This window comes from Stieleria maiorica (genome assembly GCF_008035925.1).
Lineage (GTDB): Bacteria > Planctomycetota > Planctomycetia > Pirellulales > Pirellulaceae > Stieleria > Stieleria maiorica.
In genome coordinates, this window is sequence record NZ_CP036264.1 from 4,773,066 (window position 1) to 4,794,682 (window position 21,617).

Below are 21,617 nucleotides of genomic sequence, written 5' to 3' on the forward strand. Positions count from 1 at the left end.
AAGGTTATTATCCAAACTTGCCACGGACGTAGTCGTCGGTCTGTTTATTCTTCGGCTTGGTAAACACCAGTTCGGTGTCGCCGGCTTCGATCAGTTTACCTTCAAAGAAGAACGCCGTCTTGTCACTGCAGCGCGACGCCTGTTGCATGTTGTGTGTCACGATCACGATCGTGTACTGGGATCGCAATTCGAAGATCAGATCTTCGATGGCCAGTGTACTGGATGGGTCGAGGGCGCTGCAGGGTTCGTCCATCAACAACACTTCGGGGCCGACGGCGATGGCCCGTGCGATGCACAATCGCTGTTGTTGCCCGCCGGAGAGGCCCAGTGCGGGCCCATGCAACCGGTCTTTGACCTCGTCCCAGACCGCGGCTTTTTGCAACGACCATTCGACCAATTCGTCCAGCTCGGCCTTGGTCGTTTTCATGTGCAGCCGCGGGCCGAACGCGACGTTGTCATAAATGCTTTTGGGGAAGGGGTTCGGCTTTTGAAAAACGATCCCGACTTTTCGCCGCAATCCCACAACGTCCAGATTTGGATCCAGGACATCGATTTCCGTTCGTTTCCCGTCGTGATCGTCGTCGATCGTCAGCCGCCCTTTGGCCCGGGCACCGGGGACGACGTCGTTCATCCGGTTGATCCACTTGAGCAGCGTGCTCTTGCCGCAACCGCTGGGACCGATAAAGGCCGTGACCTTGTGTTTGGGAATTTCCAGCGATAGATCGTGGATCGCCTGGAAATCACCGTACCAAGCGTTCAGCTTTTCAATATGAATCAGCGTCTGATCGGGAAGGGCTTCGGAATTCTCCGCCGATGCGATCGCTGGCGTTACGCTTGACATGACTTCGCGGGGTTCAAGATTGAGCTTTCTGGACTTTTTGACGAATATAGATGGCGGTGGAGTTTAATAGAAGCAAGACCACCAGCAGGACGATGATGGCCGCGGCGGAAAGTTCCTTAAACTCATCTTGTTGGCGTCCGGCCCAGTTGAAAATCAGCACGGGCATGGTCACCGCGTCGTCCATCAGGTGTTGGGGGCCACTGCTCTTGGCGACCGCCGCCCCCATCACCACCAGAATCGGTGCCGCTTCGCCGATGGCGCGTCCCATCGCCAAAATCGAACCGGTCATGATCCCCGGCAGCGCCGCCGGCAAACTGACGTCGCGGACGGTCTGCCACGTCGTTGCCCCCAGCCCCATCGATGCCTCGCGCAACGACGACGGGACTCCGCGGAGCGATTCCTGGGCCGCAATGATGATAATCGGCAAAATCACCAGCGCGAGCGTCAGCCCGCCGGACAGGAAGCTCTTGTCGAAGGGCAGCCGAAAGTAATACCAATTGCGTTCGGTGATGGTTCCGCCGATCGCCCCTGAACGGACCGTCCGGCGACGGATCTCCGGATCGGTCGGCTTGGGCGTCCCCGGCGTCCAGATCGAAATCTCGATCGGATTGCCATCGGGATCGACGGCCTGAAACGGTTCATCAAACGTGGTCTGGCGGACCGTCGGATCGGTCTGGGGGGCAAACACGACGTGCCCCGGTTCCAACGTCAGCACTTGATAAAAGTGCTTGTATCCCATGATCTCCAAGCCGGCGGACTCGTTGACACGAATCTGGCCGAACACGTTGAACATGTACACAAAGACGGTCAGCCCCAACAGCCCATAAACGATCGATGGGACACCGGCCAAGTTGGCGATGTTCAGCTGCACGAATCCATGGATCCAACGCAACACCTTGTGGGTCGGTTTGAATTCCTCCAGAAATACGGCCGTGCCGACGCCCAGCGGCAGCGCGACCAGGGCGCAGGTTCCGCACACGAACAACGACCCCATGATCGCCGGCCACATGCCGCTGCGTTCGATTTCCAATTCGCTGTGGGAACGCGTCAGCAGATCGGTCGTCAATCGAGACTGGCCCTGGCTCCAAATCGAAATCATCAACACGACCAGGATGACCACGCTGATCAAGGCGATCGCGACACACAGGAAATAGAACCAAATGCTGAATTGCTTTCGTCGACGGGCGTTGTCGGCCAGGTACTGTTCATCTTGGTTGACGATCGCGCCAGGTAGGGTGCTCATTGGTAGGACTCCTGAAACCGCCGGCGAATAATCTGGCCGCAAAGTGTCATCAGGAAGGTGATCAAAAACAGGGTCACCGCGACCGCGTAAAGGCTGTAGTACTGGACCGTGCCGTACTCGCTTTCACTCTTGATCATTTCAACGATGAAACCGGTCATCGTTTGCGCCTGTTGGGTCGGATCGAGCGTCATCGTGGGCAAGGTGCCCGCCGCCAAGGCCACCACCATGGTTTCCCCGACCGCCCGACTAAAGGCCAACAAGAATGCCGAAATGATCCCGCTGAGCGCCGCCGGGACGACCACCTTAACGGAGGTTTCAAACGGCGTGCACCCGAGCCCATAAGCTCCTTCGCGTAAACTGCGAGGCACCGCTCGCATCGCGTCTTCGGACAAGCTGCAAACCATCGGCAGACAGAGGATGCCGACCGCGATTCCGGCGCTGGTTGCGTTGAAGGTCGAAAACGCACCATCACTGATCATTTGCAGCGACGGGCTGATCACTAAAATCGCGAAATACCCGAGCACCACCGTGGGAACGCCCGCAATGATTTCCAGCGTGGGTTTCAGCCATGATCGGATCCTCGCCGACGCGAATTCGCTCAAGTAGATCGCGGTCACCAATCCCAGCGGCAGGGCGATCAACATCGCGATCAACGTGACGCGGAACGTCCCGCTTAGCAGCGGCAGAATGCCGAATTTCGCCTGCTCCAGTTCCTTGCTTTGCAGCGCCGTCCACTCCGTGTCGGTCAAGAATCCCGACATCGTGACCGCCTCGCTCCGGAAGAAACCGGTGCTTTCGGTGATCAACATGTAGATGATGCCGACCGTAATCAGCACCGTCGCCAGCGCACACAACGCCAGCGAGATCACGATCAACCGTTCCGAGAACGCACCGGCATGGGTGGACCGAAATTCCCGGTTTTGAAGAGCCTTGGGAAGCGACATCAGGTCACCCTCTGCCTGCGGAAGCGGGGGGGCGGCCGACGTCGGACTGCGCTAATACCACGGTATCGTTTCGCTGTTGTCAATTCGGGACGCCGCGCCGCCGATCCGACGACGCGGCCGTTCACTCGTTGCGTTACTTGGTCAAGTTTTCCGGCTGATAAATGTCCGCGACCGCACCGCTGCGCGAATTGCCTTCGCCGTCGATGTAGTGGGTACCGGTGTTTTCTTCGTCCAAGTTCTTCGCCGCACGTTGCATGATCTCGTCGGGAAGCCGAACGTAACCGACGCGTTCACACAGACTCGGGGCGTTTTCCAGGAAGTAAGAAACAAACGTCGCGATCTCTGCACGCGGCAGCGAGGCCGTGCTGACATAGATGAACAACGGTCGGCTGAACGGTGCATAGGTTCCGCTGGCGATGTTTTCCGGCGTCGGCAAGTAGGCCTTGTCGTCTTTCGGATTGACGATTTCGACCGCCTTCAATTTGTCCTTGCTCTCCTCGTAGTAGGCCACTCCGAAGAAACCGATCGCGTAAGGGTTTCCGGCAACACCGTTGACCAGAACGTTGTCGTCTTCGTTCAGGTTCATGTCGTTTCGCAGCGATGAATCGGACTTTCCGATCACGACTTCACGGAAGTAGTCGTAGGTCCCGCTGCCGGTCCCCGGTGAAAAAATTTCGATCTTTTCGGCCGGCCAGCTCGCGTCCACGTCGCTCCACTGCTTGGCCGCGTCGCCGGCGACAAAAATCTTTTGCAATTGTTCGATCGTCATCGATTTCACCCAATCGTTCTTGGGGTGAACCACGATGGTCAGCCCGTCGTAGGCGACCGGGATTTCGATGAACTCGACACCATTAGCTTTACACGCTTCGAACTCACCCGGTTTGATCGGGCGCGACGCGTCGGAGATGTCCGTCTCTTTGTCTTGGAACATTTTGAATCCGTTTCCTGTTCCCTTACCATCCACGCTGACGTTGACGTTCGGGTACAGTTTGGCGAATTCTTCTTTGACCGCATTGGCGATCGGTTGGACGGTGCTACTGCCGTTGATCTTGATCGTGCCGGTCAGGTTAGACACGGCAGCGGTGCTGCCCGACTCGGCAGCGGATTCGGTTGTTGTCGGCGCGTCCGATTTGCTGCCGCAACCGCTGAAACCGATCAACAGGCTCGATGCCAACGCGATGCAGCCGATCGTACGTTTGCCGGTCAAAGGCGTCGATCGAGAAGTGATTTGGAAAAACATCCCAGGAGAGGCTCCGGTAGAAATTGGAGGGTATCCGTGTTTCGAATCATAAACGTGCCGATCGTTGGGGGGAATCGGCTAGCAGCGGCCCCAAATTCGCTCGCTGCGCGGAAAGATAGCAGCGACTGCAAGCATTGACGACCGTTAACCGGTCGATAGATGTGTGAAGATTCGATGAACACCCGTTGCGGCCGACAAACCGTCGCAGCGATCCGATTCGACGTCGCCCGCTCCGGAGGGGTCGCGCGGCGGCCACACGCGGCCTACTCGGACGCCTCACGGACTTTTTCCAGGATCTCCAGCAGCACGGAATCCGTTTCGACGCCTTCCGCTTGGGCTTCGAAGTTGAGCAGGACGCGATGTCGCATCGTCGGCAAATACACTCGGCGGATGTCTTCAAAGCTGACGTTGAACCGACCGGCCAGCAGTGCTCGGACCTTGGACGCCAGGGCCAGGGTCTGTGCCCCACGGGGACTGGCCCCCCAACGCACATATTGATTGGTCGCATCGACCGAGTGCGGACCGTCGGGGTGGGTGGCCAGGGTCAAGCGTACCAAGTAATCGCGGATCGGCGGGGTCAGAACGACGTCCCGCACCATCGCTTGCATCTGGCGGATCTCGGCACCGTCCATGACCTTTTCGATTTCAGGCTTCTCGCCGCGCGTGGTCCGCTCGACGATCGTGTTCAGATCTTCACGACTGCTGTATCCGACCACCAACTTGAACAAGAAACGGTCCAGCTGGGCTTCCGGCAGCGGGTAGGTGCCTTCTTGTTCGATCGGGTTCTGGGTCGCCAAGACGAAGAACGGTTTTTCCAGTTCATACCGCGCACCGGCGGCGGTCACCGTGCCCTCCTGCATCGTTTCCAGCATCGCCGACTGAGTTTTCGGCGTCGCACGGTTGATTTCATCGGCCAGCAGAATCTGAGTGAATACCGGACCACGCTGGAATTGAAATTGCCGCCGACCGTCTTCGGACTCGACGATCATATTCGTTCCCAAGATATCTGCGGGCATCAGGTCGGGAGTGAATTGAATGCGATTGAAATCCAGATCCAACACTTCCGAGAGGGTTCGCACGAGCATCGTTTTGCCCAGCCCGGGAACCCCTTCCAGCAGACAGTGCCCGCCGCACAGCATTGCCGTCAGCACCCCTTGAACGATTTCGTCGTGACCAACAATGACGCGGCCGATCATTTCGCGAACCTGTTCGTACCGCTGGCGAAAATGGTCGGCTTTGGCTTGGATCGATTCGTCAACGTTGGTCATAGAGCACTCAAGAGCAAAAAACGATGGTGAAGAAATCTTGGCCCAGGCGTCGCCGGTGATCGCCGACATTGCCGGTGGGAGCAGTCTAGCGAATTCAGCGCGGGTGTGTCCGGTCCCAACCGCCGTTGACCTGAATCGTTTGGCCGCTGCAAAACGTGTTGTCCGGATCGGCCACAAAGCAGACCGCTTTGGCCACGTCTTCGGCGGTTCCCCAACGTTTCATCAAGGACTGTCGCCGTGCGCGACCGTCCCAATAGGAATCCGTTGTTTCGCCCCAAGCTGTTTTGATCCATCCCGGGGCGACGCAATTGACCCGAACGTTTGGTGCGACCTGCTGGGCCAGACTATTGGCGTACGCCATCACGGCAGCCTTGACGGGGCCGAACATCTGGCCCGCATCGCCCTCCATGCCCAGCGGTGCCTGGTCCCAACCGATAAAGGTCATCGACGGCGGTGCGGGAAACCACTGCTCGACTGGCCCGGCCGATGCGACTGGCCCGGCCGATGCGACTGGCCCGGCCGATGCGACTGGCCCGGCCGATGCGACTGGCGCGGCCGATGCGTCCTGCCCGGGTGATACGTCCTGCTGCCAGCGATCGATCACGCGGCGGCTGAGGGCGATCGTCGCCAGCACGTCGGTTTCAATCAGCAACCGCAGTTTTTCGGCAAACCCCTGGTGTCGAATCTGGCCGGTCAACACGTCGGCACCGGCATTATTGACCCAGGTGGTCGGCGGGCCCATGAAATTCCAAGTTTCGTCCACCAGCCGATCCCGGTCCTTGTTGTGGCAGATGTCCGCCTGGACCAGTCGCGTCACCGCCCCCAACGACTCGACCGCTTGCGCCGTCTCCCGGGCTCCGCTTTCATTCTTGCGGAAATGGATGACCAATCGCGCCACAGGGTCTCCAGCGGGTTGCGGGTCTCCAGCGGGCGGGGGAACCGGCCGGGCATGCCGGCGGGCCAATTCAATGGCGATCTGGCGCCCGATCCCTGATGAAGCACCCGTGACGACGGCTCGAAAAGGACACGATGGCATGGCGTTGGTTGGATTCCACCGCGAATCGGCTCGCGGTCCTGGGAGCGAAAAAACGAGCACGGCTCTACAGAGGGGCCGGCCCAACGGGATTCGGGGAGGCTAAAAAGTCATCAGTGGCATTTGCGGCCCCTGTCTTTCCGCCCAATGGACGACAACTTCCCGTGGTAACGCCCGGGTCTTGCCGCCGCAAGCCCCCGGCGGCTACGCTTTTGGGGCTGCACAGATGCCATAAACTCACCAAAATCGGAACAACGGCGACCTTCGAGTGACCGAGAGCTTTCGGTGGACGTGAACCATCCATCGTTCATCCGGGTGATTATGATCCGGTTGAATTTTGGATGGATCGGACGCCGAAGAGTGAAAACGACCCGCTGAAGCGAACCGCTGACCGAAGCCGTCGCGGACCGGATGCGGATGAATCTGGTCGACCAGATCGTCGATCTTCCGATTGTGAACTAGCCTTCAGGGAACTTGCTTGTATGACCGACTCAAAGATGATCGCCCAGGATGAAGTGAAGAAGCACCTCGGCGAACTTGAGCGAAATGCCGAAGTCGACGTAGACGCCTCCGAAACCAACGAGTGGCTTTCGTCGCTCGAATACGTGCTTAAGAGTAAGGGACCCGATCGCGTTCGGTTTCTGCTTGAAAAGCTCCGTGACCGTGCCGCCGAACAAGGTGTTCAAGCGGCCGCCGACACCTCGACACCCTACCTGAACACGATCCCGGTTCACGACGAACCGGCCTATCCGGGCAATCGAGAGTTGGAACGCCGAATCAAGTCGATCATTCGCTGGAACGCGATGGCGATGGTCGTCGGCGGCAACAAACGCGGCGGTGGAATCGGCGGACACATCAGCACCTTTGCCTCGAGCGCGACGCTGTACGAAGTCGCCTTCAATCACTTCTTCAAAGGCCGCGGGGAAGACGGGTACAGCGGGGACTCGGTTTATTTCCAAGGCCACGCCTCGCCGGGGATGTATAGCCGCGCGTTTCTCGAAGGCCGACTGGGCAAAGAGAAGCTGATTAATTTCCGCCGCGAACTGGAACCCGAAGGCGGATTGAGCAGCTATCCACACCCCTGGTTGATGCCCGATTTTTGGGAGTACCCGACCGTCTCGATGGGCTTGGGACCGATCATGGCGATCTACCAGGCGCGCTTCAACGAATACCTCCGCGACCGCGGTATCAAAGACACCAGCGGCCAAAAGGTTTGGGCGTTCTTGGGCGACGGTGAATGCGACGAACCGGAAACACTGGGCGCGATCGGGTTGGCATCTCGCGAAAAGCTGGACAATTTGATCTTCGTCATCAATTGCAACCTGCAACGCTTGGACGGTCCCGTCCGCGGTAACGGAAAGATCATCCAGGAACTCGAATCGATCTTCCGCGGTGCCGGCTGGAACGTGATCAAGGTCATTTGGGGCGGCGAGTGGGACGAATTGCTGGCCCGCGACACCACCGGGTTGTTGGCCAAACGGATGGGCGAAGTCGTCGACGGCCAATACCAAAAGTACACCGGCATGCCCGGCAGCTACATCCGCGAGCACTTCTTCGGCAAGTACCCCGAACTGCTGAAGCTGGTCGAGAATTACAGCGACGAAAAACTGGAAAAAATGCGTCGCGGCGGCCACGATCCGGAAAAGGTCTTTGCGGCGTATCAAAAAGCCGTCAGTCTGAAAAACGAAAAACCGACGGTCGTCCTGGCCAAGACGATCAAGGGTTACGGTTTGGGCGAAGCCGGCGAAGGACGCAACGTCGCACACAACCAAAAGAAACTCAACGAAGCGGAACTGCTGGAATTCCGCACCCGGTTCGGGATCCCGATCAGCGACGATGAAGTCGTCAACACGCCGTTCTACAAGCCGCCTCAAGGCAGCCAAGAGATCAAATACCTGCACGAACGACGCAAGGCGCTCGGCGGTTACCTGCCCTCGCGTCCGACCGAGCACCCGACGTTGGAAGTGCCGTCGCTGGACGACATGCGGAAAACGATCAAACGCTTGGAAAACAAAAGCGTCAGCACCACGTTCGCCGTCGTCCAAACCTTGATCGCCCTGTGCCGCGACAAGAAGATCGGCAAGTACATGGTGCCGATCGTCCCCGACGAATCGCGAACCTTCGGCATGGAAGGCATGTTCACCCAGTTCGGGATCTATGCCCATGCCGGCCAGCTGTACGAACCGGTCGATTCGGCGATCCTGCAAAAGTACAAAGAAGCCCAGGACGGCCAAATCCTGGAAGAAGGCATCACCGAAGCGGGCTCGATGGCCAGCTTCAACGCCGCCGGAACCGCGTACAGCTGCCACGGCGTCAACATGATTCCGTTCTTCATCTACTACAGCATGTTCGGGTTTCAACGCATCGGTGACCTGATCTGGGCCGCCGCCGACATGCGAGCCAAGGGTTTCTTGGTCGGCGGAACGGCCGGTCGAACCACGCTTAACGGCGAAGGTCTGCAGCACCAGGACGGTCACAGCTTGCTCAACGCCATCGCCTTCCCCACCGTGCGATCCTACGATCCCGCCTTCGCCTACGAAGCCGTCGTGATCATCCAAGAAGGCTTGCAGAAGATGTACGCCGAAGGCGAGCAGTGCATTTACTACTTGATGAGCGAAAACGAGGAGTACATGCACCCCGAGATGCCTGAGGGTTGCGAAGAGGGAATCGTCAAAGGCATGTACAAGTACCGCAGCCGCGAAGTCGACGGTGCCAAGGCCCGCGTCCAATTGTTCGGCAGCGGCGCGATCCTGAACTGCGTCCTGGCCGCGCAGGAATTGCTGGCCGAAAAGTACGGTGTGGCCAGCGACGTCTGGAGCGTCACCAGTTACACCCAGTTGCGACGTGACGCGGCGGCCTGTGACCGCTGGAACATGTTGCATCCGACCGAGACGCCGAAAAAGAGCTACTTGGAAGAAGTGTTGGACGGTGTCGAAGGCCCGTTCATTTCGGCCAGCGACTACGTTCGCGCCCTCGGTGAGCAACTGACACCCTGGATCCCCGGTGACTACTTCGTCCTGGGAACCGACGGGATGGGCCGAAGCGAAACCCGTGAATCACTGCGACGCCACTTCGAAGTGGACAAGGAATCGATCACGATCGCCACGCTCAGCCGGCTCAGCAAGGCCGGTGTGTTCTCGCCCGCCGACGTCAAACAGGCGATCGATGACCTCGGCTACGATGCCGACAAGCCGGACCCCTACTACACCTAGTTCTTCATCCCCGAATTGATTTTGTCCCTGCACGGAATCTATCCCTGCACCGAATTCTCTTTGCACTGGGCGACGGCACGACGCCGTCGCGCTTGACCTCTCCTAATCGCTGATAATCCACTCATGGCTACTGAAGTTACCCTCCCCGATCTTGGTGACGGCATCGAATCCGGTGACGTTCTTGAAGTGTTCGTCTCGGTCGGAGACGTCATCTCCGAAGGTCAAGACATCGTTGAAATGGAAACGGACAAGGCGACCGTTCCCGTGCCGTCCTCGGTCGCCGGAAAGGTCTCCAAGATCGCCGTCAGCGAAGGCGACACCGTGCCGATCGGCGGAGTGTTGATCGAAGTCGAAGCGGAATCGGGAGCGTCGGCCCCGGCGGCAACACCCGAGCCGGAAGCGCCCAAAGCCGAACAACCGGCAGAGCCTGCGCCGCCTGCGGCAGAGCCCGCACCTGCGGCCGAACCCGCACCGCAACCTCCGGCACAACAGGCCCCGCCGCAGCCGACGCCGGCCCCCCAAGCTGCACCTGCCCCGGCTGCCCCCGCCGCAGCCACTCCCTCGCCCGCCGCTCCGGCCCCTGCACCAGCTCCCGCCGCTCCAGCGGCGCCCGTCGCCGACGCCGAGGGCGGTGTGATCCCGGCCGGTCCGGCCGTGCGTCGTTTCGCTCGTGAAGTCGGGGTGGATTTAAATCGGGTTCAAGGGACCGGCGAAGGCGGCCGGATCACCCGCGACGATGTGCTGGCCGCGGTCCGTGCCGCGAGCCATTCGGCAGCCAACCAAGCGGCCACCAGCCAAGCCGCCGCCAGCCCCGCGAGCAATCCCAGTCCCGCTCCGGCAGCCGCAGCGACACCGGCGGCGACTCAGGATTCGGATCGGCCCGGCACGCCCGCGATGGACGATTTCGGATCGATCCGCGTCGAACGGATGAGCAAGATCCGCAAGACGATCAGCAAGCAAATGCACGCCAGCTGGTCGACCGTCCCCCGCGTCACCAACTTCGATGATGCCGACATCACCGAACTGGAACACCTGCGGCAGACCAGCAAGGAAGATTATGCCAAGCAGGGTCTGAAATTGACGACCATGCCGTTCTTGATTAAAGCCGTGGCCACCGCGTTGCAGCGGCATCCGGCGATCAACGCGACGATCGATCAAGAGAACGAGCAACTGATCTACAAGGACTATGTCAACGTCGGCATCGCCGTCGACACCGACCGCGGGTTGGTCGTTCCGGTGTTGAAAGACGCCGACCGGATGAGCGTGCCCGGCGTGACGCGGACGCTGGCAGAGATGGCCGGCAAAGTCCGCAGCGGACAGTTCGCCGTCAACGACTTGCGTGGCGGAACGTTCACGATCAGCAACTTGGGGGCAATCGGCGGCCAGTACTCGACTCCGATCGTCAACGTCCCGGAAGTCGCGATCTTGCTGGTCGGGCGGTCGCGAAAGTTGCCCGTGGTGATGCCCGACGACACGATCCAACCGCGGTTGATGATGCCGCTGTCGCTGTCCTACGACCACCGCTTGGTCGACGGCGGAACGGCCGCCCGCTTCCTGAATGAAGTGATCGATTTGCTGGAAGCCCCCAGCCGTCTGTTGCTGGCGTTCTGATCCGGCGCCGCCGCGATAGTAAATTCCGTTCGTAGCGGAAGCCGCCAAGGCTTTCGCGCTGCGGGCGTCTGCCCGCACGCGCTCCAGCGGGAAACGTCAGCGAGCGGCCCGTCAGCCACGACGATCGCACCAAAATCTGGATTCAGTATTCGCCGAAGCCTTGCCTCAGTGAACCCCTCCGCCAATAAATTCAGCCGGACTGGTTTCTCACTGCCCTGTTACGGAGATGGCAATGGCTTCCCAAATCGACGTGTTTCACGAGTGTTTTGATCAAGTTGAAGATCCGCGAGTGGCTGGACGAACAACTCATCCACTTAACTCGATTCTGTTCTTGGTTGTCTCGGCTGTCATCGCTGGCGCGGACGGTCCTGATGAGATCGAAAGCTTCGGCGATGAGAAGCTGGACTGGCTATCCAAATACGCAGATTTTGAAGCCGGCATCCCTTCTCACGATACCATCACGCGAGTGTTGTCCCTGATCAAACCAGCTGAGTTTCAGAAGGCACTTCTTCAGTGGCATGCTCATCTCTGCGAAATGAATTGGGATCACGAGATTAAGGACGACGATCATCCCGTTCATGTTGCGATCGATGGCAAGACGGTACGAGGTTCCTACACCGACGCGGAGAAATCCGATGCGATCCACATTGTCAGCGCCTGGGCAACCGAAAACGGCGTTGCGCTTGGGCAAACCGAAGTCGACTCAAAGTCCAACGAAATCACGGCGATTCCCGAGTTACTCGAATTGATCGACATCAGCAATGCGATCGTGACGCTCGACGCTATGGGTTGCCAAAAGTCGATCGCCGAAAAGATTATCGACGAAGGTGGCGACTATGTTTTCGCCGTCAAGGACAATCACCCCAAGCTCTGCGCCGCCATCGCTGAACATTTTGAAATGGCTCACAACGAAGGGCTCACAACTCATGGCGTGCGATCGACCACGACCAAGGGGAAGCAGGCTGGGCGTGACGAAGAACGCTTTTACGCGACTGGCCCGATTCCTGAGTCACTGCGTGCCCTGACCGATCAATGGAAAGGGGCCAAAAGCATTTGCCAAGCGAATACTTGCACGAGTCGTGGCGACAAACAAACAAGTGATATTCGCTACTACATTTCAAGCCGACCGGCACGTGTAGGTGAATTCGCAAATAGCGCTCGTCGCCACTGGGGCATCGAAAGCATGCACTGGGTTCTCGATGTCGTGTTTCATGAGGATTCGAGTCGGCTCCGAACCAAGAACGCTACGTCGAACATGAGCTTTACTCGTCGGTTTGTCACGACGCTTCTCAAGCGAGACACCCGGAAGAAGAGTCTTAGGCGGAAACGAAAAATCGCAGGCTGGAACACCGCATTTCTCGAAAAACTCCTGTTTGCAGCCTAATTTTGGTGCGATCGTCGTGGCCCGTCAGCCAACCCACGTGCAAACGAGGGCCTCTCGCTCACGCGTCGTGCTGGCATCAACGTCCATTGCCAGCGGGAAGCGTCACGGCCTGTTGATTTAGTCCGATCACACGTGGGATCAGCCGTTTCGCGCGAGCGTACGGGCTTCCCATACCAAGAAAACGTACTGGCGCCCGTAGGCTCGCGCCAAACGGCTGATTAAATCAACGGGCCGGTCAGCGAGCGGCCCGTCAGCCAACCCACGTGCAAACGAGGGCCACTCGCTCACACGTCGTGCTGGCATCAACATCCATTGCCAGCGGGAAGCGTCGCGGCCTGTTGATTTAGTCCGATCACACGTGGGATCAGCCGTTTCGCGCGAGCGTACGGGCTTCCCATACCAAGAAAACGTACTGGCGCCCGTAGGCTCGCGCCAAACGGCTGATTAAATCAACGGGCCGGTCAGCGAGCGGCCCGCCGGTCAACCCGCGTGCAAACGGGAGCCACTCGCTCACGCGTCGTGCTGGCATCAACGTCCATTGCCAGCGGGAAGCGTCACGGCCTGTTGATTTAGTCCGATCACACGTGGGATCAGCCGTTTCGCGCGAGCGTACGGGCTTCCCATACCAAGAAAACGTACTGGCGCCCGTAGGCTCGCGCCAAACGGCTGATTAAATCAACGGGCCGGTCAGCGAGCGGCCCGGCGGTCAACCCGCGTGCAAACGGGAGCCACTCGCTCACGCGTCGTGCTGGCATCAACCGTCTGCCAGGGCTTCGTCCTTCCCCAGGCCGCGCCGCGGAGGGAGCGAAACTCTTGGCGAGTTCCGCTACGTCCAACCGCCCGACCGCCGCGGGGTTTTGCGAAACTTTCCGTCTGGAGCGGCAGATGCAGGCTGAAACCGAGGTTTCCGCGGGGATGTTGCGTGCTGTTTGAGCACGTCTGATAGACTATTCTGTTCTAAGGAAGACCGCGACGTGGCTGCGTCGTGCTTACCCCTATCCCAGCTTTTCTTTCGGAGAATGTCGTTGAAGACCAACGTGTATGGCCCGCTCCAGGTATTCGGGCTCCCCTGTCGATCCAATATTGTTTTCAAGGCCGTGATCTTGGTGGTCACCGCATTGTTCTGTCTGTCGGGACCTGTCGCTGGGGTTGTCGCTCAAGATGACGCGATGGATGAATTTGGTGACATCGCCGGCCCCGGAGAAGACCCGGCCCCGGCCCCCGCGGATGACGGCGCTGCCCCCGCCGGTGGTGGTCCAGCAGCGGGCGGTGGTGGAAACGGCGGCGGCGGCGGCGCTGACCAAGCGGCCGCTCCGCAGTCGGATTCGCTTCTCGCCTGGGTGCTCGACTCGCTTGGCTACACGTACCTGATCATTTTTTTGTTGCTGTCGGTCACGCTGGTTTCGTTGTTTGTGATGAATATGCTGGCCGCCCGACGCGAAACGTTGTGCCCGAACGAACTGATCGAAAGCTTCGAAGAAAAGCTCAACGCCAAGCAATTCCAAGAAGCCTATGACATGGCTCGCACCGACGAATCGGTCCTCGGCCAAGTCCTCTCGGCCGGACTGGCCAAGATCTCCCGCGGCTACAACAAGGCGATCGAAGGCATGCAGGAGGTCGGTGAGGAAGAGAGCATGAAGCTGGAGCACCGATTGAGCTACATGGCGTTGATCGGCAACCTGAGCCCGATGATCGGATTGTTCGGCACCGTCCAAGGGATGATCGCGTCGTTCCGCGTGATCGCCACCAGCCCGCAAACGCCCAAACCGGCCCAATTGGCCGAAGGGATCTCGACCGCGTTGTTTACCACCCTGGTTGGCTTGGCCGTCGCCATCCCCGCCATCGCGGCCTACAACATCTTGCGGAACCGTGTCGCACGACTGCTGTTGGAAGTCGGCGTGCAAAGCGAAAACCTGATGAGCCGTTTTGAAGACATCCAACCGGGAGGCGGCGCCCAGTGAAGGTAAAGTCGAAGAAGCCCGACTTGGCCGAAGGCGACTTGACCCCGATGATTGACATGACGTTTCAGTTGATCGCGTTCTTCATGGTGCTGATCAACTTTTCGCAGACCGAATCAAATGAACGGGTCGTTTTGCCGAGCAGCCAACTGGTCAAGCCGCCGGAAAAGCCGCTGGAGTTTCCGATCATCTTGCACGTCGCCAAAGACGGGGAAATCATCCTCGGCGGCGACAGCTACACCACCGAAACGCTCAGCACCGGTCTGCGCCGGGAACTGGCGGTCATGAAGGCCGAAAAGAAATCGCCGGCTGATGCCAACGTCATCATCCGGGGACACCAGGACGTCGCCGCCGGCCAGGTCCAGGAAATCATCCGCGTCGCTCAAGACCAACAACTGGAACAATTCGCGCTGCGCGCCAAGGAGGACCGGTCATGAGAATGCGACATGAAGTGGAGCACGAGAAGAACGAGTTGAACATGACCAGCATGATCGACATCGTCTTCCTGCTGCTCGTGTTCTTTGTGATGACGTTCAAGATCGTCGAAATGGAAGGTGACTTCACCGTCCGGATGCCCCTGGCCGGTGATTCCAACGCAACCCCCGACGTCACCGATCTGCCACTGAAACTGCGGCTGCGAGCCGACAACGACGGAAAGCTGACGTCGATGTCGTTGAACGAAATCAATCTCGGCACCGACTTCAACAAGCTTCGCGCCAACGTGATCGGGCTGGTCGGCACCGACGAACCGGTCGAAGGCGATGATGGTCCGGAGATCGAAATCGATACCGATTACAACCTCCGCTACGCCTACGTTATCCAAGCCATCACCTCGGTCAGCGGCTATCGCGACGACACCGATCAAGTCGTCAAACTGATCGAGAAGATCAAGTTCGCAAAACCGCGACGCTGATCTGCATGAATCAGGGACTCAGATTCGTAGCTACGCTCGCCAGAGCGTGGTCCTCCAACCGATCACACAGAGATCCACCTTCTGGCGAAGGTAGCTACGTTTGGGTTTATTCGTCACGCCCCGGCGATCACGTGGGACCGGATGATTGATCCCTTGGCCAGGTGTTCGTCAAAGATCCGGTCGATGATCTCCGGCGTGCAGTCCCCGTACCAGACCCCGTCGGGCAGCACGCCGACGATCGGGCCACCCTTGCAGACGCCGATGCAACCCGCCTTGATCCGCAAGACGATCGCGTGATCTTCCTTGCGGCGCTGTTTGACCCGGCGTTTGATCTGGTTCCACGCCGCGTCCATCGCCTTTCCGCTACAACACTTGGCGGTCTTGCGATCCATGCACACCACCAACGTATGCTCGACTTTGTCGAGTTTCAGTTTGGCGGCTTTCTTGCGGGCGGAGCTTAAATTCATTCGTCGCGGTTGACCACGGGATTGGAAACGTCGGGATCGTTGACTTCGGGCGAAGACACGGTTCCGGGCACGGGTTCGTTTTCGGATTTCATCTTCTGTTGAATCGACTCGCCGATCAGGTCGGTGATCTGTTGCTCGTCAAGTTCCTCTTCTTCCATCAACGCCCGAGTGACCTTCTCCAGATCGCCGCGATGCTCGCGCAACAGTTGTTCGGCGCGCTGGTCGGCTTCCATCAAGATCCGTGCGACTTCCTCGTCGATCAGTTCTTGAGTGTGCTCGCTGAATTGACGCGACTGGTGCATTTCGCGTCCCAAGAACGGATCCTCGTCACTGGTCTTGTAGCACACCGGGCCCAGTTTGGGACTCATGCCCCAGTGCGTGACCATTCGACGAGCGATACTGGTAGCGCGTTCCAGGTCGTTTTCCGCTCCGACGGTCGGTTCGTCGTAAACGATCTTTTCCGCCGCCCGTCCGCCCAACAGCACGATCAGCTGGTGTTCCAATTCCTTCTTGCTGACGTTCAAGCGGTCTTCGTTGGGCACGTATTGGGTGACGCCCAAGGCACGTCCGCGCGGGACGATGGTGACCTTGTGGACGGTGTGTGCTCCGTCGAGGTGCCATGCGGTTAACGTGTGGCCGGCTTCGTGATACGCGGTCTTTTCTTTTTCGATGCCACGCAGCACTTCCTCGCGTTTGGCGCCCATCAGGATCTTGTCACGGGCGTAATCGAAGTCATCCATGTCGACTTCTTTCTTGTCGTGACGGGCGGCCCACAGCGCAGCCTCGTTGACCATGTTTTGAATGTCCGCTCCGGTCAGCCCGATGGTTCCGGCGGCAAGCCGGTCCAATTTCACATCATCGGCCAACGGGACATCGCGGACGTGGACCTTGAAGATCTCTTCGCGGCCTTTCATCGTCGGGCGATTGACGGTCACGTGACGGTCGAAGCGTCCGGGCCGCAACAGGGCCGGGTCCAGCACGTCGGGCCGGTTGGTGGCTGCGACCACGATCACCGCCTGGCTGGGGGTGAATCCGTCCATTTCGCCGAGGATTTGATTCAACGTCTGTTCGCGCTCGTCGTGTCCCCCGCCCAGTCCGGCACCACGCTGGCGTCCGACCGCGTCGATTTCGTCGATGAAGATGATCGCGGGACTGTTTTGTTTGGCCGTTTGGAACAGGTCGCGAACCCGGCTGGCACCGACGCCGACGAACATCTGGATGAATTCGCTGCCGTTGACCGAATAGAACGGCACCTCGGCTTCACCCGCCACCGCGCGGGCCAACAGCGTCTTTCCGGTCCCCGGAGGTCCGTTCAGCAGAACGCCTTTGGGAACCCGGCCGCCGAGCTTTTGGAACTTGTCGGGGGTTTTCAGGTAGTCCACGATCTCCTGCAAGTCCGCCTTGACGCCTTCCAAGCCCGCCACGTCTTCAAACGTCACGGTTTTTTCATTCGCTTCGAAGCGTTTGGCGGGGCTTTTGCCGAATCCGGACAAGAAGCCTCCGCCCATGATGTCGTTCCGCGTACGACGGATCATCATGAACACGAACAGGAACACGGCCAGCGGCAAGCCGATGAAGATCAGCAGGTTGACCAGTTCGCGGGTGTTGTCGGGCGGCTGAAAATCGTAGGGGATGTCGGCGTCGACCAACATCCCCTCGATCCGCGAGGACGACTGGGGATCGAGCGAGATGTTGAAGTAGAACTTTTTCTTCAGCGTGACCGGTTTCCCGTCTTCGTCCTTTTCAATCGTCTCGATGCCGTCCTTGATGACCGGAGGCGCCTCGGGCTCGTTCTTGAACGTCCCGACGACGATTTGTTCGCCGATGCTGACTTTTTCGATGTTGTTCTTGGCCAACTGCTCACGAAAGAAACTGGCCGTGATCTTGGAACCGGGATCTTCGGTTCGCCAGAATAAAATGGCGAACCCGATCGCCAGCACCACCGCAATCAGCAATCCGTTATTGCGACGCGGGGGAGGTGCGTTCACGTCTGTCTCTTCGCGACGATTTTCCATAGTGGTATTTCGATCGAAAGTTGCTTGCCTTGGCCAGGCAGTGAGATTTGAGAGGAAGGGGCGACGGCGATTGCCAAATCCATTTTTGGCTCAGGCCCCATGACAGGTCGCCCGGCTGAAGCGGTGGTCAGCAAAACCGATGCCACACGCCAAAACCGACACGGAAACTATGCGTCGGTATGATAAATCGGTGTCAAAACATTCCCCAAAACTCAGGTCGGGGAGTCGGCCCGGCGGGCTACAATCCGCAAGGGTCTGTCTGTGCGGGGTCTGATTGTACCAATTTGCGCGAAAATGGAATCCGGGGCTCCGCCCTATCAGTACGATGGCCCTTCCGGGCCGTCGCCCGTGGGGCTTAGCGCGACGACCTAAAAAGGACGTCGTGCACCCCTCGGCCGACCACCTCTTACCCAATCGGCCAGATAATTTGGATTAGTCGCATTTCCCCTCTGTCCTAAGCTGGACGGTCCATTTAGCCGCACACCGTCGCTGCTTCGCAGCGACCGGGAAATCGCCACAAGGCTAAACACCAACGGTTTTCGGGGCTTAGGACTGCCAACTTGGCGACACGCTGCGGCCCCTGGCCGCGGCCGCCTGCAGGTGGGCGGCGATTTGGCGTCGATTCAGCTTTCGTATCTGACACACTTCCTCCATTGTGAACCCGTCGCTGAACAGCCGCCACGTCCAATACGCGTCCCGCTCGCCGATCGAATCGTCCAACTCCGCCTGCGCCTGGACCTCGACGATCGGGACCTCGTCGATCGGGGGGGCATCGTTTGGAGCATCCAGCCGCAAGTCAGCGGCCGGTCGTTCCGAGTCAATCGCGGGGTCCGCCTCGCCCACCGCGCCGATGGGCTTTCCCGACGGCAGCTCCGATGGCGATTCGTCCGACTCCATCGGGGTCGGGTCATTGACTGTGGTTTCCGCATCCGCCAGACACCCGCCGATGATCTCCAGAATGTCATACCCGTACTGTTCCATGGTCGCCGGACCGATTCCGGAGACGACTTCCAACTCGCTGCTGCTTTGCGGTCGGATCTCGGCCAGTCGATCGATCGTTGAATTGGACAACACCCGATAGGCCGGAATCCCGAGCGCCGCCGACGTTCGCCGCCGCCAGCGTTTCAGCGAATCACGAATCTCATCGGCCAGCTTCTTTTCCGGACTGGTTAAATCGTCCAACGTCACGGGGATCCCGGTATCGGCGTGTGCGCCTTCGACCGGAACAGGATCGGCGTTCACTGCGGCATCGGCCGGGGCGGATTCCTGGCCGCCGCCATCGGAACCCGAGGCATCACCACTGCTGACGTCGGTGGATTCGATGTGGCGTGCCGCCGCAGCCAGACACCGGGCCAGTCCCGTGGGCAGGGTGAACGAAGCGGGCAGCGGCGTCTTCAGGTGCATGACCGACTTGCCAAAGTCACTGATCTCGATCGTCGGTCGACGCTGGTCGACTTCGCGCTGTTCCACCATCCCGTGTTCGATCATCGCATCGATGATCTTGCTCAATTGCGACTGCTTCATCGACGACAGCATGCCGTAGGTGCTCAACCGCTGCAGTTTCCACTGGGTGATGCGTTTGTTTTGTGATCCACACAACATCTGAGCGACCAAGTTCTTTCCGAACCGTCCATGCATCCGCGTGACGCCGCTCAAGATGACACGCAACCCACACAGCAGGGCGTTGGCATCGGATTCGGACAAGCCCTCGGTCAGCGGACTTGTCGATCCGGCACCGGTCGGGACCTCGCAGCGATCGCATTTGCCACAGTTTTTGCTGTCCGGATCGCCGAAATAATCCAGGATCACACGTTGGCGGCATCCCCCGGTTCGGGCGAACCCGATCACGGCCTCCAGCTTTTCGTACTCGTTCGCTTTTCGCCGCGCGAGTTCTTCAAAGTCAATCTCCAGGTGGTCGAACGGAACATCACGCTGGACGAAGTGAACCGCTCGCCCGCGGAACGGTGGGACGTAATCAAACGCGTTCAGACGACTCAGTTCACGCAGCGTCCGCATCAGTTGCTCGCGATCGACATCGGCAAGTTCCATCAGCCGGTTGGGGCGGACATAGACGTCATCGTTGCGACGTCGGCCGACAACTTGCTCGATCGCTGTCATCACGCGGCGGCGCAGTTTTGCTTCTTTGGGCAAGAAATCCAGCATCGTCGGCGCATCGCTGTCGATCCGCACCAGCATCTGGTTTTGGCTGCTATCGAGCCGCCGCAGCACGCCTGCCTTGGCAAGCAACGTTTCGGCCGTCCCGATCGCTTCAGAACTGTCCGCATCGATCGCATCGCGGACCTGATCGAGTGTCAATTCGATCGGGTCTTCGGGCCGCGACAACAAGTATTGATAAACCTTGTTGACGACCTCTTTGGACGGGTAACGATTCTCGATGAAGTACTCTTGGATGTACCGGTCCTGGTACGAAAAGAACAACCGACAATCGCTCTCCAGCCCGTCGCGTCCGGCCCGGCCGGCTTCCTGATAGTACGCTTCCAGGGTTCCGGGCATGTTGTAGTGGGCGACGAATCGGATGTCCGACTTGTCGATGCCCATCCCGAACGCATTGGTCGCGACGATGGCCGCCAAATCGCCGGCCATAAACTTTTCCTGGACGATACGACGTTTTTCCGAATCCATCCCGCCGTGGTAAACACCGATCGGGCGACGCGTTTGCTCTGGCAACCAGTCGCCGATCGCTTCACAGCTCTTTCGTGTCGCGGCATAGATGATCCCTGCGCCGTCTTGGCGTTTGACGAATTCGGTCAGCTGGGTCTCTTTTTCCACCTCCGTCTTACTTTGCGAGACCCCGAAATGCAGATTGGTGCGGGCGAACCCCGTCACAAAAACTTTTGGGGATTTCAGGTCCAACAGCGAACAGACGTCTTCGCGGACCAGCGGTGTCGCCGTAGCGGTCAGCGCGATCGTTTGTAGACCATCCAGGTACTGCGCCCGGACTTTGCCCAGCCGTGAGTAGTCGGGTCGAAAATCGTGGCCCCATTCGCTCACGCAGTGGGCTTCGTCGACGGCAAGCAAGGTGACCTGGCAGCGTTGCAGGATTTCGAGGAATCGGCCGTTGCGCAGCCGCTCCGGTGCGACATACACCATCTCCAACTCGCCGCGGGTCATCGATTCCATCACGTCCTCTTGCTCGCGGACACTTTGGGTCGAATTGATCAATCGGGCGGCGATCCCCAATTGGCGCAGCGTGTCGACCTGATCCTTCATCAGCGCGATCAGCGGGGAAACGACGATCGTCATCCCGGGCCGCGCCAGGGTCGGCAATTGGTAGCACAAGCTTTTACCGCCGCCGGTGGGCATCACGCACATCACGTCGTCGCCGCCGGCAACGGCTTCGATCACTTCACGCTGTCCGGGGCGAAACTCGCGCAGTCCGAACCGCGACAGCAACGAATCGTAGTCGGTGGCAGTGGCATTCATGAATCAGTCCGTTGGAGAAGGCGTGCGAGGTCCAAAGTATACGG

At 59.2% G+C, this 21,617-nt stretch carries 15 protein-coding genes; 6 read left to right on the forward strand and 9 right to left on the reverse strand.

Annotated elements, in window-relative coordinates; translation table 11 throughout:
* Positions 1–7: 7 nt before the first annotated feature.
* From pstB to Mal15_RS16220, 6 genes are all read right to left on the reverse strand, one after another.
* Positions 8–841 (reverse strand): phosphate ABC transporter ATP-binding protein PstB, encoded by an 834-nt coding sequence (gene pstB / locus Mal15_RS16195; RefSeq protein WP_147868717.1) that lies wholly within the window; start codon positions 839–841, stop codon positions 8–10.
* A gap of 13 nt (positions 842–854) precedes the next feature.
* The gene (locus Mal15_RS16200; protein ID WP_147868718.1) at positions 855–2,084 is read right to left on the reverse strand and encodes a PstA family ABC transporter permease; all 1,230 of its coding nucleotides are present in this window, start codon (positions 2,082–2,084) and stop codon (positions 855–857) included.
* Entirely contained in the window at positions 2,081–3,028 is a 948-nt protein-coding gene (gene pstC / locus Mal15_RS16205; RefSeq protein ID WP_147868719.1) for a phosphate ABC transporter permease subunit PstC, read from the reverse strand. Before pstC ends, Mal15_RS16200 begins: the two co-directional genes overlap by 4 nt.
* Positions 3,029–3,161: 133 nt before the next feature.
* Entirely contained in the window at positions 3,162–4,235 is a 1,074-nt protein-coding gene (locus Mal15_RS16210) for a PstS family phosphate ABC transporter substrate-binding protein (protein WP_233903490.1), read from the reverse strand.
* 296 nt (positions 4,236–4,531) lie between these two features.
* Complete coding sequence (locus Mal15_RS16215; RefSeq protein WP_147868721.1) at positions 4,532–5,536, reverse strand: AAA family ATPase; 1,005 nt, start codon at positions 5,534–5,536, stop codon at positions 4,532–4,534.
* 94 nt (positions 5,537–5,630) lie between these two features.
* The gene (locus Mal15_RS16220) at positions 5,631–6,434 is read right to left on the reverse strand and encodes an SDR family NAD(P)-dependent oxidoreductase (RefSeq protein ID WP_233903491.1); all 804 of its coding nucleotides are present in this window, start codon (positions 6,432–6,434) and stop codon (positions 5,631–5,633) included.
* Positions 6,435–7,051: 617 nt separating this feature from the next.
* Between Mal15_RS16220 and aceE the strand changes: the two genes are divergently transcribed.
* From aceE to Mal15_RS16250, 6 genes are all read left to right on the forward strand, one after another.
* A complete protein-coding gene (gene aceE / locus Mal15_RS16225) occupies positions 7,052–9,781 on the forward strand; it encodes a pyruvate dehydrogenase (acetyl-transferring), homodimeric type (protein ID WP_147868722.1) in 2,730 nt (909 codons plus the stop codon).
* 123 nt (positions 9,782–9,904) lie between these two features.
* Positions 9,905–11,392 (forward strand): 2-oxo acid dehydrogenase subunit E2, encoded by a 1,488-nt coding sequence (locus tag Mal15_RS16230; protein ID WP_147868723.1) that lies wholly within the window; start codon positions 9,905–9,907, stop codon positions 11,390–11,392.
* Positions 11,393–11,618: 226 nt separating this feature from the next.
* Entirely contained in the window at positions 11,619–12,776 is a 1,158-nt protein-coding gene (locus Mal15_RS16235; RefSeq protein WP_147867419.1) for an ISAs1 family transposase, read from the forward strand.
* Positions 12,777–13,795: 1,019 nt separating this feature from the next.
* A complete protein-coding gene (locus tag Mal15_RS16240; protein ID WP_147868724.1) occupies positions 13,796–14,737 on the forward strand; it encodes a MotA/TolQ/ExbB proton channel family protein in 942 nt (313 codons plus the stop codon).
* The gene (locus Mal15_RS16245; RefSeq protein ID WP_147868725.1) at positions 14,734–15,171 is read left to right on the forward strand and encodes an ExbD/TolR family protein; all 438 of its coding nucleotides are present in this window, start codon (positions 14,734–14,736) and stop codon (positions 15,169–15,171) included. Before Mal15_RS16240 ends, Mal15_RS16245 begins: the two co-directional genes overlap by 4 nt.
* The gene (locus Mal15_RS16250; protein ID WP_147868726.1) at positions 15,168–15,647 is read left to right on the forward strand and encodes an ExbD/TolR family protein; all 480 of its coding nucleotides are present in this window, start codon (positions 15,168–15,170) and stop codon (positions 15,645–15,647) included. Before Mal15_RS16245 ends, Mal15_RS16250 begins: the two co-directional genes overlap by 4 nt.
* 113 nt (positions 15,648–15,760) lie before the next feature.
* Here Mal15_RS16250 and Mal15_RS16255 read toward each other — a convergent pair whose 3' ends face one another.
* The 3 genes from Mal15_RS16255 to Mal15_RS16265 all read right to left on the reverse strand — a co-directional run bounded on the left by Mal15_RS16255 (position 15,761) and on the right by Mal15_RS16265 (position 21,573).
* The gene (locus tag Mal15_RS16255; protein WP_147868727.1) at positions 15,761–16,114 is read right to left on the reverse strand and encodes a (2Fe-2S) ferredoxin domain-containing protein; all 354 of its coding nucleotides are present in this window, start codon (positions 16,112–16,114) and stop codon (positions 15,761–15,763) included.
* Complete coding sequence (gene ftsH, locus Mal15_RS16260) at positions 16,111–18,102, reverse strand: ATP-dependent zinc metalloprotease FtsH (RefSeq protein WP_233903493.1); 1,992 nt, start codon at positions 18,100–18,102, stop codon at positions 16,111–16,113. The genes Mal15_RS16255 and ftsH overlap by 4 nt, the downstream gene beginning before the upstream one ends.
* Positions 18,103–18,675: 573 nt before the next feature.
* Positions 18,676–21,573, reverse strand: coding sequence for a RecQ family ATP-dependent DNA helicase (locus Mal15_RS16265; RefSeq protein WP_147868729.1), 2,898 nt, complete (start codon positions 21,571–21,573; stop codon positions 18,676–18,678).
* Positions 21,574–21,617: the final 44 nt, after the last annotated feature.